Below are 16558 nucleotides of genomic sequence, written 5' to 3'. Positions count from 1 at the left end.
GTGTCGTTTTGAGCCCCCAAAACGACACTTAGCGCTACCTAGTTGGGTTAGGGGCAGCCGGTGCCGGCCGGGAAGCTTCCGACGGCGGCGGGCAGCTTCCCGGGGGCGGGCGCCTTCCCTGCCAGGACGGCGGCCAGGGCGTCAAAGGCACCGTCGGTGCGGCCATAGAGGGCTATCTTCACCGGAGCGGGCGAGTCCTGCAGCGGCCAGGGAGCATCGAGCGCGACGGCGATGTCCCCGTCCGCCCCGCGCCCGCCGTAGCCGATGAGGCTGACCAGCGGCCCGGAGCCCACGGACAGTCCGGCCCGGGCGGCAGCGGCCTCAAACCGGGCCCTGTCCCCTGGCCCGCCGCCGGCCACCCGCACCGCTCCGGGCACCAGGGGTCCGCTGCACGGTCCGGAGAGCACGGTGACGGCGGAGGCGGAAACCCGGGCTGAGAGGGCTCCCCCGCTTCCCGCCGGCGCACCGTTCGCCGCAGCGGTCCTGCCGTGCCACGCCATCATCGTTGCCACCCGCCGGGCGGCCTCGTCCAGGCGCTCAGGCGGCAGGGCGCCGGAGGCGACGGCCTGGACGATGGCCGCATGCGCCTGCCCCACGTCGGCCGGCATCAGCAGGAGGTCAGCTCCGGCGGCAAGGGCCATCACGGCGGCGGTTCCGCCGGGGTACTGCTTGGCCACGGCGCCCATGTTCAGGGCGTCCGTCACCGCCACCCCGTTGAAGCCCAGGCCCCGCAGTGCGGCATACGTGGGTCCGGAGAGCGACGCCGGGACGCCGGGTTGCAGCGCCGGGACAGCGATGTGACCTGTCATCACCATGGGCGAACCGGCGGCGATGGCGGCCCCGAACGGTTTCCAGTCGCGGCCGCCGAGGTCCGCAACGGCGGCGGGCTGCACGGGGAGGCTGACATGGGAATCAACGGCCACCGAACCGTGCCCCGGGAAGTGCTTGACCGCAGGCAGGACGCCCGCGGCGAGCATCCCCTGGGAGAATGCCACGCCGAGCGAAGCGGCAGCGCCCGGGTCCGAGGACATGGACCGGGCACCGATGGTGGGATCCTTCGGGCCGACGGTGACGTCCGTATCGGGAGCGAAGTCCACGTTGAACCCCAGCGGCACCAGCTCCGCAGCCAGCCCTTGCCCGGCCTCCTTGGCCAGTGGCACGCTCCCGGCGGCCCCGTAGCTCATGGGCGTGGGCCATTCCGTCAGGGGTGCCCCCAGCCTGGCAACCTGGCCGCCTTCCTGGTCCACCGCGATGATCCCGGGCCAGGGCCGGCCGCCGGCGGCTGCAGCCTGGGCCAGCCGCTGGTTGACGGCGGCCATGCCGGACACGTCCAGCCTGCCCTGGGGGTCGAGCGGAACGTTGTCGCCCATGATGATGGACCCGGCAAGGTGCAGGCGCTCGATGGCGGCAGCGTGGGCCTCCACCTCCTTGCCCTTGAAGGACGGAAGGAGGACCTGCCCGGCTTTCTCCTCGGTGGTCATCGCCGCCACCGCCGCGGCGGCCTTGTCCTGGTCGCGCTGCCGGGGCCCCCAGCCCAGTGGCCGGGCACCCGGATCAGGTGGCGGGGAGGAGGTGGCGGGCGCCGTCGTCGTACTCGGCGATGCGGCGGGCGAGGCTGGCGCAGAAGGGGCCGACGACGGGACGGGGCCGGGTGCGGCCGTACAGGACGCCAGGGCTACTGCGGCGGAGGCTGCCGCCAGGAGGGGGAAGGTTTTGTTAGGACTCTCACGCAGGTGTTGGAACAAGGCCATCAATACGATGCTACCCCTGCACTAGACTTGAACCATCCGTTCGCCTGCCGGCAACAGCCTGTCAGTGACGGCGTGAGCCAGCGGCAAACAGGACAGTTAGGAAATGAGTGAAGATCGATTTCGCCCCCTCAAGGCAGTCAACGCTGGGAGTTGAGTGGGAACTCGCGCTGGTGGACGGCAGGACAGGCGAACTCGCGTCCGTAGCCAATGAGGTGCTTCGCGGCGTTTCTTCACGACACCCGGAACTCAATGATGACGACGAGCATCCCCACATCAAGCAGGAACTGCTGCTGAACACCGTTGAACTGGTGACCGGCATCTGCGAGACCGCCGCTGAAGCCAAGGAGGACCTCAGCCGTTCCCTGGCCGCCGTCCGCGAAATCACCGATCCCATGGGCGTGGAACTCTTTTGTGCCGGAAGCCACCCGTTCAGCCCGCCGCAGCTGCAGCCGGTGACGGACAAGGCCCGTTATGCCAAGCTGATCGACCGCACCCAGTGGTGGGGCCGGCAAATGGTCATCTACGGCGTGCACGTCCACGTCGGCCTGGACCGCCGCGACAAGGCGCTGCCCGTGCTGGACGGCCTGGTCAACTACTTCCCGCATTTCCAGGCGCTCTCCGCATCAAGCCCGTTCTGGGGCGGAGAGGACACCGGCTACGCTTCACAGCGGGCGCTGATGTTCCAGCAGCTCCCCACCGCCGGCCTGCCCTTCCAGTTCAAGTCCTGGGAGGAGTACGAGTCCTACGTGCAGGACATGTTCACCACCGGCGTGATCGACACCCTCTCGGAGATCCGCTGGGACATCCGGCCGGTGCCCAACCTGGGCACCATTGAGATGCGCATCTGCGACGGCCTGGCCACGCTGGAGGAAGTGGGCGCCATCGCGGCCCTCACCCAGTGCCTGGTGGACGAGTTCTCCACGATCCTGGACAACGGCGGCACCATCCCCACCATGCCGCCCTGGCACATCCAGGAAAACAAGTGGCGCGCAGCCCGCTACGGCATGGACGCCATTATCATCCTGGACGCCGCGGGCCACGAGCAGCTGGTCACCGAGCACCTGCTGGAGACCCTGAACCGGCTTGAGCCCGTGGCCGCCAAGCTGGGCTGCCCGGACGAGCTGGCCGACGTCGAAAAGATCATCCGCCGCGGTGCCGGCTACCAGCGCCAGCGCCGCGTGGCCGCCGAACACGGCGGAGACCTCCGGGCCGTGGTCCTGGACCTGGTCAAGCAGATGCGCAACGGCCCCACCGCTTAGGCCCCTTCCCGCGGTTTACGCCGGGAGGGACACCGAGGTGACCGGCATGGACGAGTCCGGGGCGAAGCGGAGGCCGCTGGGTTCCACTCCCGCCATCACCAGCTGCGCGCCCAGTGCCGCCACCATGGCGCCGTTGTCCGTGCAGAGGTCCAGCGGCGGCACGTGCAGCCTGATCCCGGCGGAGGCGCAGCGCTGGCCCGTGAGCTCGCGCAGCCTTGAGTTGGCCGCCACGCCGCCGCCCAGGAGCACGTCCTTGATGCCGTGCTCACGGCAGGCCAGGACGGCCTTGGAAGAGATGACGTCCACCACGGCCTCCTGGAAGGCGGCCGCAATGTCAGCCACCGGAATCTCCCCGCCGCGCGCCTCGAACTGCTCCACGCAGCGGGCCACCGCCGTCTTGAGGCCGCTGAAGGACCAGTCATAGCGGTGCGGGCCGGGCTCCTCGGCCGTGCCCATGTACTTGGGCTGGCTGAGGCCGCGGGGAAACCGGATGGACTTCGGGTTGCCGGTGCGGGCCACCTTGTCGATGGCCGGTCCGCCCGGATACCCGAGGCCCAGGATGCGGGCCACCTTGTCGTAGGCTTCGCCGGCGGCATCGTCGATGGTGGAGCCGAGGAGCACCACGTCGTCGGTAATGCTGTTGATTTTCAGGATTTCAGTGTGGCCGCCGGAGACCAGCAGGGCGCCGAGGTTCTCGGGCAGCTGCGGGGTACCAGGGGCCGTTCCGGCCGGAGCGCCCCCGTCCAGCAGTCCCACACCCACGTGGGCCACCAGGTGGTTGATGGCGTACAGGGGCTTGCCGGTGGCCACCGCCAGCGCCTTGGCCGCGCACACCCCCACCATGAGGGCTCCGGCCAGGCCAGGACCGGACGTGACGGCGATGGCGTCCACCTCGTCGAGGGTCACGCCGGCGTCGGAAAGCGCCTGTTCCAGGGTGGGAACGAAGGCATCCAGGTGGGCCCGGGAGGCGATCTCGGGAATGACACCGCCGAACCGGACGTGCTCGTCCATGGAGGAGGACACGGTGTTGGTGAGCAGCGTTGTGCCGCGGACCACGCCGACGCCGGTCTCGTCGCAGGACGATTCGATGCCCAGCACCAGTGGCTGCGAGCGGTTCATGGCCGGCGTCCTTCCATGGGATTCGCGTCTTCAGTGCCTGTTCCCGGGGTTCCGGTGAGCTGGAGGCGCATGATGAGGGCGTCGGTCCCGTCGCGGTAATACCGGGGGCGGACGTGGATCTGTTCGAAGCCGAAGCGGACATACAGCTGCTGGGCCCGCGGGTTGTCCGCCCGGACCTCCAGCAGGACGTCCGCCGCCCGCCTGCGCCGGGCTTCGTCGAGGAGGCTGGTGAGCAGCGCGGTGCCGATGCCCCGGCCCTCATATTCAGGGACGACGGCGATGGTCTGGACGTCCGCGATGGGCTCAATGCACATCAGGCCGGCGTAGCCCACGATGCCGTCGCTGCCTTGCGCCACCAGGTAGCGGCGGGTTTCCGGCTGGGACAGTTCGTCGAGGAACATCTGCAGGGGCCAGGCATCGACCGGGAAGAGGCGCTGTTCCAGGGCACTGACGGCGGGGATGTCGTCCAGGGTCATGTCGCGGACGGTGACGTCCTGGCTGCGGGAGCCGGGCGTGGCGTTCACAGGGCCCTCTTCCTTGGTCCGGGGACTTGGGCGTCGGATTCCCGAAGGTACAGCGGCGTGGAGTCGGGAAGTCCGTTGCCGGCCGCCAGCCTGGCCAGCGCGAACTGCCCCAGGTACAGGGCGTCCGGCTGTTCCTCCGCGAAGTCGGGGTGGACTTTCAGTACGTCCGCGTAAAGGCCGGCTCCGGCACCGAAAGCGGGCAGGTCGGGCAGGTCGGCGGCGAAGCTGACATGCGGGCCGTCTTCCAGGACTGGAAGCTGGCCTTCCGTGAGGCTGTAGCGAGCCCAGTAGACCTCTTTGCGGCGCGCGTCGGTTGCCACGAGGAACTCGCTCACCGCCGCCGAGGATTCCGCCACTTCCAGGGCCACGGCATCCAGGCTCATCAGCCCGTGGAGGGGCTTGCCCCAGACAAAGGCCAGGGTCCTCGCGGTGGCGATTCCGGACCGCAGCCCGGTGAAAGGCCCGGGACCCACCCCCACAACCAGGGCGTCGATGTCGTTTCCGGTAACGCCGGCGTCGGCGAGCATCCCTGCGATCCCGGGGGCAAGGACCTCGGCGTGGCTGCGGGTGTCCTCTGTGGAGAAGCTGGCGAGCACTCCTTCCGGCACATGGTCTGAAACCAGGGCGGCGCTGGCTACGGCGGAGGTGTCAATGGCGAGGATCAGCATCAGCGGACGCCTTCCTTCGCGGCGCCGAGCGCCGGGGCTTCAGGCCAGCGGGGACCGTACCCGCGCATGACGATGGTGCGGGGCTCGTCCGCGTCTTCCGTGTCGAAGTCCAGGCCGGCCGAGGGCAGGCCAGTGCCGAGCCCGATGGCCCGGTGCAGGTCGATCTCCAGCCTGCTTTCGCTGAGGTGTTCCACCCGCTCCTTGCCCCACTCCACCACCGTGACGGAGGAGTCCATGGTGTTTTCAAGGTCGATGTCGTCAATCTCGGCTGCTGATCCCAGCCGGTAGGCATCCACATGGACCAGGTCCGGGCCGCCGGGCCGTGGTCCCGCCGGCAGGTTGGGGTGGATGCGGACCAGGACGAACGTTGGGGAAATGATGCCCTCGCGGACGCCCAGCCCCTCTCCCAGCCCCTGGGTGAAGGTGGTCTTCCCGGCACCCAGCTCGCCGCTCAGCACCAGCAGGTCCCCGGCCTCCAGGACCGCAGCAAGGCGGACGGCGAGCGCATGGGTCTGCTCCGCCGTCGTCGCGGTGAAAGTCTGTTCCCAGTTGGGCAGGGCAGCCTCGCCATTGGTGCTCACGGGAGCTTCTCCTGGCTGGACACGGAGCCCGGGTCCTCTTCGTTGACGAAGCAGCGCGGCACCCTGGGGCTGATCCTGGTGACGATCTCATAGTTGATGGTGCCGGCCGCCCGCGCCCAGTCATCGGCGGTGGGGCCGCCGTCCGCGCCGTCGCCGAACAGTTCCGCCTCCGCGCCCAGCAGGTCCGCGCTGGCGGGGCCGGCGTCGCCCATGTCAATGACCATCTGGTCCATCGCAATCCGGCCCACCACGGGATAGGTCGTGCCTGCCACCCGGACAGGGCCGCCGGTAGCGACGCGCGGGACGCCGTCGGCATACCCCATCGGGATCAGGCCCAGCGTGCTGGGGCCGCTGGTGTGGTAGCGGAGGCCGTAGGAGACGCCCTGCCCGTCCGGCACGTCCTTGCACTGTGACACCAGGGTCCGCAGGGTCATGGCCGGACGCAGCCCCAGCTCGGCTGAGCTCTGCCCGCTGAACGGCGAGAGGCCGTAGATGCCAAGGCCCACCCGGACCAGGTCAAAGTGGGTGTCGGGCCGGGAGAGCGTGGCAGGGGTATTGGCAAGGTGCCGGACCTCCGGGTCCACCCCGGCGTCCTCGGCAACGGCAAGGACCTCCCGGAATGTGGCCAGCTGCTGGTCTGTTTCGGGGCGCTCGGGCTCATCGGCAACCGCAAGGTGGGAGAAGATTCCCACTACGCGCAGCAGGCCCTGGTCCTGGTGCTCCATGGCCTCGCCCACCAGCTGGTCCCAGGTGTCCAGGGCGGCTCCGTTCCGTCCCAGTCCGGTGTCCACTTTCAGGTGGATGCGGGCGGGGCGCTCCTGCTCCCGGGCCGCGGCCACGATGCTTTCCAGCTCCCAGCCCGAGCAGCCAATGTCGACGCCGGCCGCCACGGCAGCACCGAAGTTGCTTTCCGTGGTGTGCAGCCAGGCGAGCAGCGGCGCGTCGATACCGGCAGCGCGCAGCGCCAGGGCCTCGGAAATGTGGGCCACGCCCAACCAGGCGGCGCCTGCCTCCAGGGCTGCCCGCGCCACCGGGACCGCACCGTGCCCGTACGCATCAGCCTTGACCACGGCCATGACTTTCGCAGGGGAGGCGGCGGCGGCCAGGCGCCGGACGTTGTGCCGGATCGCGTCGAGGTCGATCACGGCCGACCGTTCATAGCGGGGGCCGGGCCCCGGGGCAGCGCTGAATTCTCCGGTTGTTGCGGGGTAAGTCACCCTAGTGATTCTAGTGCTGGCGCTTCAGGCCGAATAATCCGTCAGGCGTCCGAGAGGTGGGCGATGGTTGCCGAAGCCCGGCGCTGGGCGGCGAGCGGGACGTCCTGGATGATGTCGGCGAGGAAGCCGAAGCGCCTCAGCCATTGGCTTGTCTGGCGCTCGGGACGGGCGTTGGCGCGCTTCCACCAGTCGGCGATATCTCCCCAGCCGGGGGCGGCCAGCGATCCGCCCACCTCCTGCACCGCCAGCGAGGCGCAGAGGTTGGCAAAACGCAGCCTGTTGCCCAGCGGCCAGCCAGCGAGGCTGCCAACGATGAACGCGGCGTCGAAGCAGTCCCCCGCGCCGGTGGGATCGTAGGCCTTGACCGGAAGCGACGGCACCCATTCCTCCTCCCCCGTTTCGGAGTCCACGGCCATGGCACCCTGGGCACCGAGCGTCACCACGGCCACCGGGACCCGGTCCGCCAGCGCATAGAGGGCTGTCCAGGGATCGTCCTTCCCGGTGAAGGCCATGGCCTCGCGCTGGTTGGGCAGGAAGGCATGGAAGTACTGCAGGTTGTCCAGCCGGGCGGGCGCCCATTCTCCGCTCGGGTCCCAGCCGACGTCGCCGAACAGCTTGACCCCCGCGTGGTGGGCTGCCTTGGCCCACGGCTCGATCTCCCTGCCCACTTCCGCGATGCCTGCGAGCGCAGGAGGGGGGTCCCCGATCAGCTCGGAGGAGGTGATGGGCGCGGCGTGGCCGTGGGTCACCATCGACCGGTCCTTCTCCACGCAGAGGGAGACGGTGACGGGTGAGTGCCAGCCGGGCACTTTCTGCGACAGCGAGAGGTCCACGTGCTCCTGGCCGGAGAGAATCTTCCAGTTGAAGTCCCCGTAGCCGTCGTCGCCGAACGCGGCGGCCAGTCCTGTCTTCAGTCCCAGCCGTGCCGCGGCGATGGCCTGGTTGGCAACCCCGCCGGGGCAGCTGCCCATGCCGTCGCTCCAGATTTCGGTGCCGGGCTCCGGCGCGTGCGGAAGGCCCGTGAAAATGATGTCCTGGAAAACTGTTCCGGCCAGCAGCACGTCGAATCCGGGAGTGGAGGGCGGGCGGACAGCTTCCAGGGGGTCGAAGGGGCGGGCTGGGATCGCGTCCATGTCCGCACACTACGCCCTGCCGCGGACATCCGGTAGGGGCCTGCCGGGCGCGGGCCTAGACTGCTGATTATGCGGCTTCTTATTGCCGGCGGCGGGGGTTTCCGGGTGCCGCTGATATACCGGGCGCTGGCCTCCGGCCGCTTTGCGGGGATGGTCAGCGACCTTGTGCTGTACGACGTCGACCCCGCCCGCCTCGAGGCTGTCACCGCTGTTCTTCGCAGCATGCCGGGAGGACCCGGTGCACGCCTTCCCGTCCATTCCACCACCGACCTTCCCGAGGCGCTGGACGGTGCCGGGATGGTGTTCGCCGCGATCCGGCCCGGCGGGACGGCAGGACGGGTGGCGGACGAAAAGGTGGCTCAGGACCTTGGCCTGCTGGGGCAGGAAACGACGGGCGCGGGCGGGATTTCCTACGCCCTGCGGACCATCCCGCACATGCTTCGACTGGCCCGGCTGATGAGGGAGCATTGCCCGGATGCCTGGCTGATCAACTTCACCAATCCAGCGGGCATGGTCACGGAGGCGCTGTTCCCTGAGCTGGGCCGGAAGGTGATCGGCATCTGCGACTCCGCAGGGGCCCTGGTGCAGCGGGCCGCACGGGCGGCCGGCGCGGCGCTTCCGGAAGGACGGCTCGACGGCGTGGGCTACTACGGGCTCAACCACCTGGGCTGGCTGTACCGGCTGGAGTCCGCCGGGCGGGATGTGCTGCCGGAGCTGCTCCGGGACCCGCGGGCGCTGGGCTCGTTCGAGGAAGGCCGGCTCTTCCCGCAGCCGTTCCTGGCCGGCCTTGGCGCCCTGCCCAACGAGTACCTCTATTACTACTACCGGCAGGACGCCGCGCGGACGGCGATGCGCGCCATGGCCCGGACCCGCGGAGAAACCATCCACAGCCAGCAGCAGGAGCTTTATCCACGGCTGGCCGCGGCGGGCGCCGATGCCTTCCGGCTGTGGGAAGAGGCGCGCCGGTCCCGCGAGGAGGGCTACCTGGCCGAGGCCCGCCATGAGGGCGGGCAGCGGGACGAGGCCGACCTGGCGGGCGGCGGCTACGAGCGGGTGGCCCTTGCCGCAATGCACGCCCTGTCCGGAAGAGGCGGCACGCAGCTGATCCTCAACACCCGCAACTCCCTCTCCCGCCCAGCGGAGACAAGCACGCCTGAGCCGGCCACCGCAGGCCCTGCCGCCCTTGAACCGGCGATTCCCGGGCTGCCGGCGGACGCCGTCGTCGAAGTTCCCTGCACGGTGACGGCCGACGGCGCGCTGCCGCTGGCCCAGCAGGCTCCCCCGGAGCCGCAACTGGCACTCCTCCGGCGGGTCAAGGAGGTGGAGTGGCTGACGGTGCGGGCGGCCACGGCCGGTGACCGGGACGCGGCCCTGGACGCGTTCACGCGCCATCCGCTGGTGGATTCCCGGGAGCTGGCCGCGCAGCTGCTGGCGGGTTATGAGCGGGAGTTCCCCGAGCTCCGGGACCTGTGGCGCCGTGGCGGGCGTTAAGGGAGGAGTAGTGTTTTATCGGATGCGCACACTACCGGCGCTGCCAGGACACGCCGGTGGCCGGAAGGAGGTCCCATGGCACTGATCCGCAGGGTCGCTTTGCTCTCCCTCCATACCTCCCCCATGGAGCAGCCGGGCTCCGGCGACGCCGGCGGGATGAACGTCTACATCCGCGAACTCGCATCCGCGCTGGCCGAAGCCGGCGTTGAGGTGGAGATCTTCACCCGGTCCACCTCGGCCAACCAGCCCGCCGTCGAGCACCCGGATCCCGGCGTCTGCGTCCATAACGTCCTGGCCGGGCCCCTGAAGAAGATTCCCAAGGAAGAACTTCCTGGCCTCCTGCACAGCATGGTTGCCGAGATCGAGCAGATCCGCCGCCGCCAGCCGCACGGGCGCTACGACGTGATCCATTCGCACTACTGGGTCTCCGGAATCGCGGGGCTGGAGCTGTCCGGACTCTGGGGCGTGCCGCTGGTCCACACCATGCACACCATGGCCAAGGTCAAGAACCTGCTCCTGGAATCGGGTGAGCAGCCGGAGCCGCGGCGGCGGGAACTGGGCGAGCACCGGATCGTGGACGGAGCGGCCCGGCTGATTGCCAATACCAGTGCCGAGGCCGCTGAACTCGTTTCGCATTACGGCGCCACGTACGACCGGATCGACATCGCCCCGCCCGGCGTGGACCTCAGCACCTTCACGCCTGCCTTCCGGGCACGGTCCCGGGCAGAACGGGGCATCCGTCCCGGGACGTTCCACCTTGTTTTCGCCGGCCGCATCCAGCGGCTGAAGGGGCCCCAGGTCCTGGTCAAGGCCGCCGCGCTGCTCCGGCGGCGCCGCCCGGACATCGACCTCCAGGTCACCATCCTTGGCTCGCTGAGCGGTAACAAGGAATTCAACCTCCGCCGCCTGGTCTCCGAGGCGGACATGGACGACGTCGTCACGCAGCTTCCGCCGGTCACGGCGCCGGAACTTGCGGCGTGGTTCAGGGCGGCGGACGTAGTGGTGATGCCTTCCTTCAGCGAGTCCTTCGGGCTGGTGGCGCTCGAAGCGCAGGCCTGCGGCACGCCGGTGGTGGCCACGCGGGTGGGCGGGCTGTCGCGGGCGATCTTCCACGGCAGGACCGGGCTGCTGGTGGACGGGCACCACGCCGCCGACTGGGCTGATGCGCTTGAGGCCCTTTATGACGATCCCGCCACCCGCGAGGACATGGGGCGGGCAGCCGCCATCCGCGCCCAGAACTCCGGATGGGCCCGCACCGCCGCCATCACGCTCGAAAGCTACCACGCCGCCGTCGACCGCTACTCGGGGAGCAGGCTGGTACAGGCCTTTCCGGCCTCCTGACCACCCCCTACACCCCACCGGACCCGCCAAGCAAAGGACAATGATGCCTTCCACCCCAAGTGACCTGGAGATCGCCAGGACGGCACGGATCCGGCCCATCGAGGAAATCGCAGCTGCGGCCGGCATCAACGCTGACGCCCTGGAACAGTACGGGCGCTACAAAGCGAAGATCGACCCCGCGCGGCTGCAGGCTCCGGCCCCGGCAGGGAAGGTGGTGCTGGTCTCCGCGATGTCCCCCACCCCCGCCGGCGAGGGGAAGTCCACCACCACGGTGGGGCTTGCCGATTCCCTTGCCCGGGCCGGCCACAAGGTAATGATCGCCCTGCGCGAGCCCTCGCTGGGCCCGGTGCTGGGCATGAAGGGCGGCGCCACCGGCGGCGGCTACTCCCAGGTGCTGCCGATGGACGAAATCAACCTCCACTTCACTGGGGATTTCCATGCCGTCACGGCCGCCAACAATGCCCTGATGGCCCTGGTGGACAACCACATCTACCAGGGCAACCAGCTCAACATCGATCCCCGGCGCATGACGTTCAAGCGGGTGCTGGACATGAACGACCGCGCACTGCGGGAGGTGGTCATAGGTTTGGGCGGGCCCACGCAGGGCGTCCCGCGCCAGGACGGTTTCGACATCACCGTGGCGTCCGAGATCATGGCGGTCTTCTGCCTGGCCACGGACCTGGCCGACCTCCGGTCCCGACTGGGCCGGATCACGTTCGGTTACACCTTTGACCGGTCGCCCGTGACCGTGGCGGATCTCGGCGTGCAGGGGGCGCTGACGCTGCTGCTGAAGGAAGCCGTCAAGCCCAACCTCGTGCAGACCATCGCCGGTACCCCCGCCCTGGTCCACGGCGGCCCGTTCGCCAACATTGCCCACGGCTGCAATTCGCTCATTGCCACCCAAACGGCCCGGCGGCTGGCCGACATTGTGGTCACGGAGGCGGGCTTCGGCGCCGACCTTGGTGCCGAGAAGTTCATGGACATCAAGGCACGGACCGGTGGCCTGGCCCCCTCGGCGGTGGTGGTGGTGGCAACGGTGCGGGCCCTGAAGATGCAGGGCGGAGTGGCCAAGGACCAGCTCACCGCACCGAACCTCGCCGCCCTCGAGGCGGGAATGGCCAACCTGCACCGGCACGTGCGGAACGTGGAGAAATTTGGGGTTCCGCCCGTGGTGGCCATCAACAGGTTCGCCTCCGACTCGGCCGAGGAACTCGACTGGCTGCTGGCGTGGTGCGCGGCGGAAGGAGTGCCGGCCGCCGTCGCCGATGTGTGGGGACGCGGCGGCGGAGGTGACGGCGGGGATGAACTTGCGGCGCTCGTGGCGAAGACGGTGGCGGGGCCAAACAATTTCCGGCACCTGTACGCGCTGGGGCTGCCGGTGGAGGACAAGATCCGGACCATCGCCCAGGAAATCTACGGGGCGGACGGGGTGGACTTCTCCGTACCGGCCCTGAAACGGCTGGCCGATATCGAGCGGAACGGCTGGGGCGGCCTCCCCGTATGCATGGCCAAGACCCAGTACTCGTTCACGGACGACGCCTCACGCCTGGGCGCCCCCAAGGGATTCACCATCCACGTCAGGGACCTCCTGCCCAAGACCGGTGCCGGCTTCATTGTGGCCCTGACCGGAGCGGTGATGACCATGCCCGGGCTGCCCGCCGCGCCGGCTGCAATGCGGATGGACGTGGACGGCGACGGCAACCCCGTGGGCCTCGCCTAGCCGCATCCTCTCTCACTTAATGCGGGCTTTCCTGCGATCCTCTCTCACTTGATGCGGGCTTTCCACAGACGCTCTCTCACTTCCGACGAGTCAGGGACCCGTGCGGCCGACGCTTGTGCGGTCACAACGGTCCGCGACGTCACGCCCATCCGGTCTCCGCGCTTCAGCGAAACGAAGATCGCCACCGTAGTCAGCACCACAAGCCCGCAGACGAACGCCACGGAAATGGGGTCCTCGCTGACCAACTTCGGAATCGCCCGCCCGGGCACTGTGACGGCAAAGATAAACGCCACCGCGATTCCGATATAGCTGCCGATCATGTTTCCCCTGTGCGATGCGATGTTGCCGCGAACGGCACTGACCAGGCCCAGAGTAACGGTCACGATGGTGAAGGCCGAGAGCCCGTGCAGCCAGCTGAAATGCCCGTCGGACACAATCCAGAAACTGCTGAAGCAGACGTAGTACATGGCAGCCACCCATAAGTAGCCCATGGTGCGGTGGAGGCGGTCTCGCCGTGGGCGCAGCATCTGCAAGGGCCCGATGGCCAGAACAAAAAGGGCGGCAACCACGTGGCTGGCAAGTAGGACATTCCAAGGCTCCATAGGCCTAGGATAGAGCCACTATCCAAGTGTGTACATCAGGATAGCCGGGGCCGGATTCACTATCCAAACAGACGGGCAGGAAAAGAGGCGGGATGCAGCTCCATGAACTGAGCCAGCGGTCAGGAGTCACACCCGCAAGCATCAAGTACTACCTGCGCGAGGGCCTGCTTCCGCCGGGCGAGGCCGTTCACGCAACCCGTGCCGAGTATTCAGCCAGTCATCTCGAGCGGCTCGAATTAATCCAGGCGCTCCGCCGGATAGTGGGCCTCAACATCGGGCAAATCCGCGGCCTCGTGAAAATGGCCGACGACGGCGTGCCCCGCCTCGATCTCCTAGCTGCGGTCCAGCGGGTGGTGCTGGATCTCGGAAACTACACCACGGCGATCGGTGGCGAAGCGGCAGAGGCGACTGCCGCCGTCGTACGTCTCCGCGGCTGGCCGGATTCCCCAAGTGACGCCCGGAACGCACTCACGGCCCACCTGGAGCTGATGGCGGGCCTCAAGATTGCCGTCTCAGCGACAGTGCTGGAGGCGTACAGCAAGGCGATGGACGATGTGGCCGGAATCGACATTGCCGCAACGACCGCCCCGGAGAGCACCGACAGGCTCATACTTACTGCCGCCGTCGGCATGCATATGCACAGCCAGCTTCTGCTCAAACTCCTGGCACTCGCCCAGGCCAGCCACGCCATCCGCCGATACCAGGATTAAAGGCGCGGCGCTCCCCCACCGAAGTGAGAGAGCGCCGCGTGAAAGCCCACGTTAAGTGAGAGAGGATCGTCCAGAAACCCGCGTCAAGTGAGAGACGGTCTCAGGGGCAAACCGGACTGGAGGGTTAGCGCTCGAGGTCTCCGCGGATGAAGGCTTCCACCTTTTCGCGGGCGAGGTCGTCGTTGAACTGCTCCGGCGGGGACTTCATGAAGTAGCTCGATGCCGAGAGCAGGGGTCCGCCGATGCCGCGGTCCAGGCCGATCTTGGCGGCGCGGATGGCGTCGATGATCACGCCGGCGGAGTTCGGGGAATCCCAGACCTCCAGCTTGTATTCGAGCGACACGGGCGCGTCGCCGAAGTTGCGGCCCTCAAGGCGGACGAACGCCCACTTGCGGTCGTCAAGCCACTGGACGTAGTCGGACGGGCCGATGTGCACGTCCTTGGCAGCCAGTTCGGCTTCGACGTTCGACGTCACAGCCTGCGTCTTGGAGATCTTCTTGGACTCCAGGCGGTCGCGCTCCAGCATGTTCTTGAAGTCCATGTTGCCGCCGACGTTCAGCTGGTAGGTGCGGTCCAGGGTGACGCCGCGGTCTTCGAAGAGCTTCGCCATGACGCGGTGCGTGATGGTGGCACCGATCTGGCTCTTGATGTCGTCGCCCACGATCGGTACGCCGGCGGCGGTGAACTTGTCAGCCCACTCCTTGGTCCCGGCAATGAACACGGGCAGGGCGTTCACGAAGGCGACGCCGGCGTCGATGGCGCACTGGGCATAGAACTCGGCGGCTTCCTGCGACCCCACCGGCAGGTAGCAGACCATGACGTCAACCTCGGCGTCCTTGAGCGCCTGGACGACGTCCACGGGCTCTTCGGTGGACTGCTCAATGGTCTCGAGGTAGTACTTGCCCAGGCCGTCGAGGGTGTGGCCGCGCTGGACGGTGACGCCGCTGGGCGGCACGTCAGCGATCTTGATGGTGTTGTTTTCGCTGGCCAGAATGGCGTCGGCAAGGTCAACGCCGACCTTCTTGCCGTCGACGTCGAACGCGGCGACGAACTCAACGTCACCCACGTGGTACGGGCCGAACTCAACGTGCATCAGGCCCGGAACCGTGGCCTTGGGGTCGGCGTCCTTGTAGTAGTGGACGCCCTGGACCAGCGAAGCGGCGCAGTTACCTACGCCGACGATTGCAACACGAATCGGATGTGAAGACACGGAACTCCTTTGAGGACAAACGTCAGCCCGCCGCGATCGCGTCGAAGAATGGACGACGGCGGCGCGGCAGGCTCTGCGCCAAGCGGCGCGTTTTCATAGTATCCAACTGAGTGGGACCGGGGCTTGTTCCCCCGTCCCACTCTGTGGAATCACGGTAACGGAATCAGGCAGGCTGCTTCCAGAGGTTGATGTCCGATTCAACGGCGAACTCGTCGATGGCGTTCAGCTCGTCCGCGGTGAACTCGAGGTTGTTGATGGCGGCCAGGGTGTCCTCCAGCTGGCGGACGCTGGAGGCGCCGATGAGGGCGGAGGTGACCGGCGAGCCCTTCGGCTGGTCCCGCAGGATCCAGGCAACGGCCATCTGGGCCAGCGACTGCCCGCGGCCCTCGGCGATCCTGTGCAGGCCCCGGATCCGGTCCAGCTTCTCCTCCGTGATGGCGTCCTCGGAGAGGAAACGTGCCTTGGCCGCCCGGGAATCGGCGGGGATGCCGTTCAGGTAGCGGTCGGTGAGCATGCCTTGGGCCAGCGGGGAGAAGGCGATGGAGCCTGCACCCACCTGGTCGAGCGCCTCGTACAGGTTCGGGGTTCCGTTCTCGGTCCAGCGGTTGAGCATGGAGTAGCTGGGCTGGTGGATGAGCAGCGGGGTGCCGAGCTCTTTCAGGATGCGGGCGGCTTCAAGGGTCTGCTCGGGTGTGTAGGACGAGATGCCGGCGTACAGCGCCTTGCCGGAGCGGACGGCGTAGTCCAGGGCGCCCATGGTCTCCTCCATGGGCGTCTCGGGGTCCGGCCGGTGGCTGTAGAAGATGTCCACATAGTCCAGGCCCATCCGCTGCAGCGACTGGTCCAGGCTGGAGATGAGGTACTTGCGGGAGCCCCACTCCCCGTACGGGCCAGGCCACATGTAGTAGCCGGCCTTGGTGGAGATGACCAGCTCGTCCCGGTAGGGCTTGAAGTCATCCTGCAGGTGGCGGCCGAAGTTGGTTTCGGCGGAGCCGTCCGGCGGGCCGTAGTTGTTGGCGAGGTCGAAGTGGTTCACGCCCAGATCGAAGGCGCGGCGGAGGATGGCGCGCTGTTCGTCAAAGCGCTTGTCGTCACCGAAGTTGTGCCAGAGGCCCAGCGAGATGGCCGGGAGTTTCAGGCCGCTCCGGCCGACGCGGCGGTAGGGCATGGATTCATAGCGGTTTTCCGCGGCTGAATAAGTCATACGTTCCATCCTGCCAGTTGTGACGGGC

The 16558-nt window shown here is 68.3% G+C and carries 15 protein-coding genes; 5 read left to right on the top strand and 10 right to left on the bottom strand.

All coding sequences use genetic code 11. The features are described 5' to 3' along the window. Positions 1-47 precede the first annotated feature (47 nt). On the bottom strand, positions 48-1481 hold the full coding sequence (locus GK109_RS16200; RefSeq protein ID WP_157243041.1) for a glycoside hydrolase family 3 N-terminal domain-containing protein: 1434 nt from the start codon (positions 1479-1481) through the stop codon (positions 48-50). Positions 1482-1858: 377 nt separating this feature from the next. On the opposite strand from GK109_RS16200, the gene GK109_RS16195 reads away from it, so the two are divergent. Beyond that, positions 1859-3010 (top strand): glutamate--cysteine ligase, encoded by a 1152-nt coding sequence (locus GK109_RS16195; RefSeq protein WP_370460644.1) that lies wholly within the window; start codon positions 1859-1861, stop codon positions 3008-3010. A 15-nt stretch (positions 3011-3025) separates the two neighbouring features. Here GK109_RS16195 and tsaD read toward each other — a convergent pair whose 3' ends face one another. Genes tsaD through GK109_RS16165 form a run of 6 tightly spaced genes read right to left on the bottom strand, consistent with a single transcriptional unit; the run spans position 3026 to position 8252 of the window. Further along, on the bottom strand, positions 3026-4129 hold the full coding sequence (gene tsaD / locus GK109_RS16190; protein WP_157241646.1) for a tRNA (adenosine(37)-N6)-threonylcarbamoyltransferase complex transferase subunit TsaD: 1104 nt from the start codon (positions 4127-4129) through the stop codon (positions 3026-3028). Next, complete coding sequence (gene rimI, locus GK109_RS16185) at positions 4126-4605, bottom strand: ribosomal protein S18-alanine N-acetyltransferase (protein ID WP_157243039.1); 480 nt, start codon at positions 4603-4605, stop codon at positions 4126-4128. Before rimI ends, tsaD begins: the two co-directional genes overlap by 4 nt. 44 nt (positions 4606-4649) lie before the next feature. After that, positions 4650-5321, bottom strand: coding sequence for a tRNA (adenosine(37)-N6)-threonylcarbamoyltransferase complex dimerization subunit type 1 TsaB (tsaB, locus tag GK109_RS16180; RefSeq protein WP_157241645.1), 672 nt, complete (start codon positions 5319-5321; stop codon positions 4650-4652). Beyond that, on the bottom strand, positions 5321-5902 hold the full coding sequence (tsaE, locus tag GK109_RS16175; protein WP_321214037.1) for a tRNA (adenosine(37)-N6)-threonylcarbamoyltransferase complex ATPase subunit type 1 TsaE: 582 nt from the start codon (positions 5900-5902) through the stop codon (positions 5321-5323). Before tsaE ends, tsaB begins: the two co-directional genes overlap by 1 nt. Continuing rightward, positions 5899-7119: an alanine racemase gene (gene alr, locus GK109_RS16170; protein WP_370460643.1), complete on the bottom strand. Its 1221-nt coding sequence runs from the start codon at positions 7117-7119 to the stop codon at positions 5899-5901. The genes tsaE and alr overlap by 4 nt, the downstream gene beginning before the upstream one ends. A 41-nt stretch (positions 7120-7160) precedes the next feature. Next, entirely contained in the window at positions 7161-8252 is a 1092-nt protein-coding gene (locus tag GK109_RS16165; RefSeq protein ID WP_157241644.1) for a carbohydrate kinase family protein, read from the bottom strand. Positions 8253-8321: 69 nt separating this feature from the next. Here GK109_RS16165 and GK109_RS16160 point away from each other — a divergent pair, with 69 nt between their 5' ends. From GK109_RS16160 to GK109_RS16150, 3 genes are all read left to right on the top strand, one after another. Next, positions 8322-9743 (top strand): 6-phospho-beta-glucosidase, encoded by a 1422-nt coding sequence (locus GK109_RS16160; protein ID WP_157241643.1) that lies wholly within the window; start codon positions 8322-8324, stop codon positions 9741-9743. Positions 9744-9818: 75 nt separating this feature from the next. After that, positions 9819-11084, top strand: a complete 1266-nt coding sequence (gene mshA, locus GK109_RS16155) for a D-inositol-3-phosphate glycosyltransferase (protein WP_157241642.1) — start codon at positions 9819-9821, stop codon at positions 11082-11084. Between the two features lie 43 nt (positions 11085-11127). Continuing rightward, complete coding sequence (locus tag GK109_RS16150; protein WP_157243037.1) at positions 11128-12804, top strand: formate--tetrahydrofolate ligase; 1677 nt, start codon at positions 11128-11130, stop codon at positions 12802-12804. Positions 12805-12848: 44 nt separating this feature from the next. Here the strand turns inward: GK109_RS16150 and GK109_RS16145 are convergent, their stop codons facing one another. Further along, positions 12849-13406: a DUF2306 domain-containing protein gene (locus GK109_RS16145; RefSeq protein ID WP_157241641.1), complete on the bottom strand. Its 558-nt coding sequence runs from the start codon at positions 13404-13406 to the stop codon at positions 12849-12851. Between the two features lie 92 nt (positions 13407-13498). Between GK109_RS16145 and GK109_RS16140 the strand changes: the two genes are divergently transcribed. Next, entirely contained in the window at positions 13499-14116 is a 618-nt protein-coding gene (locus tag GK109_RS16140; protein ID WP_157241640.1) for a MerR family transcriptional regulator, read from the top strand. A 124-nt stretch (positions 14117-14240) separates the two neighbouring features. Here the strand turns inward: GK109_RS16140 and GK109_RS16135 are convergent, their stop codons facing one another. Together GK109_RS16135 and mgrA are read right to left on the bottom strand one after the other, a co-directional pair. Next, positions 14241-15326: an inositol-3-phosphate synthase gene (locus GK109_RS16135; RefSeq protein ID WP_370460642.1), complete on the bottom strand. Its 1086-nt coding sequence runs from the start codon at positions 15324-15326 to the stop codon at positions 14241-14243. A 163-nt stretch (positions 15327-15489) separates the two neighbouring features. After that, a complete protein-coding gene (mgrA, locus tag GK109_RS16130) occupies positions 15490-16530 on the bottom strand; it encodes an L-glyceraldehyde 3-phosphate reductase (RefSeq protein ID WP_157241639.1) in 1041 nt (346 codons plus the stop codon). Positions 16531-16558 lie beyond the last annotated feature (28 nt).

Origin of the sequence: Pseudarthrobacter sp. GA104, from assembly GCF_009741265.1 — a bacterium.
Classification (GTDB): Bacteria; Actinomycetota; Actinomycetes; order Actinomycetales; family Micrococcaceae; genus Arthrobacter.
The sequence above is the reverse complement of the archived record's forward strand: the minus strand, read 5'-3'. Positions and strand labels throughout refer to the sequence as shown.

Bases quoted from the DNA above. Each gene is read 5' to 3' on its own strand.
- tsaD (WP_157241646.1), bottom strand. From the start codon at position 4,129: ATGAACCGCTCGCAGCCACTGGTGCTGGGCATCGAATCGTCCTGCGAC.
- mgrA (WP_157241639.1), bottom strand. From the start codon at position 16,530: ATGACTTATTCAGCCGCGGAAAACCGCTATGAATCCATGCCCTACCGC.
- GK109_RS16160 (WP_157241643.1), top strand. From the start codon at position 8,322: ATGCGGCTTCTTATTGCCGGCGGCGGGGGTTTCCGGGTGCCGCTGATA.
- GK109_RS16150 (WP_157243037.1), top strand. From the start codon at position 11,128: ATGCCTTCCACCCCAAGTGACCTGGAGATCGCCAGGACGGCACGGATC.
- GK109_RS16200 (WP_157243041.1), bottom strand. From the start codon at position 1,481: ATGACCACCGAGGAGAAAGCCGGGCAGGTCCTCCTTCCGTCCTTCAAG.
- rimI (WP_157243039.1), bottom strand. From the start codon at position 4,605: ATGACCCTGGACGACATCCCCGCCGTCAGTGCCCTGGAACAGCGCCTC.
- tsaB (WP_157241645.1), bottom strand. From the start codon at position 5,321: ATGCTGATCCTCGCCATTGACACCTCCGCCGTAGCCAGCGCCGCCCTG.
- GK109_RS16140 (WP_157241640.1), top strand. From the start codon at position 13,499: ATGCAGCTCCATGAACTGAGCCAGCGGTCAGGAGTCACACCCGCAAGC.
- GK109_RS16165 (WP_157241644.1), bottom strand. From the start codon at position 8,252: ATGGACGCGATCCCAGCCCGCCCCTTCGACCCCCTGGAAGCTGTCCGC.
- GK109_RS16145 (WP_157241641.1), bottom strand. From the start codon at position 13,406: ATGGAGCCTTGGAATGTCCTACTTGCCAGCCACGTGGTTGCCGCCCTT.
- mshA (WP_157241642.1), top strand. From the start codon at position 9,819: ATGGCACTGATCCGCAGGGTCGCTTTGCTCTCCCTCCATACCTCCCCC.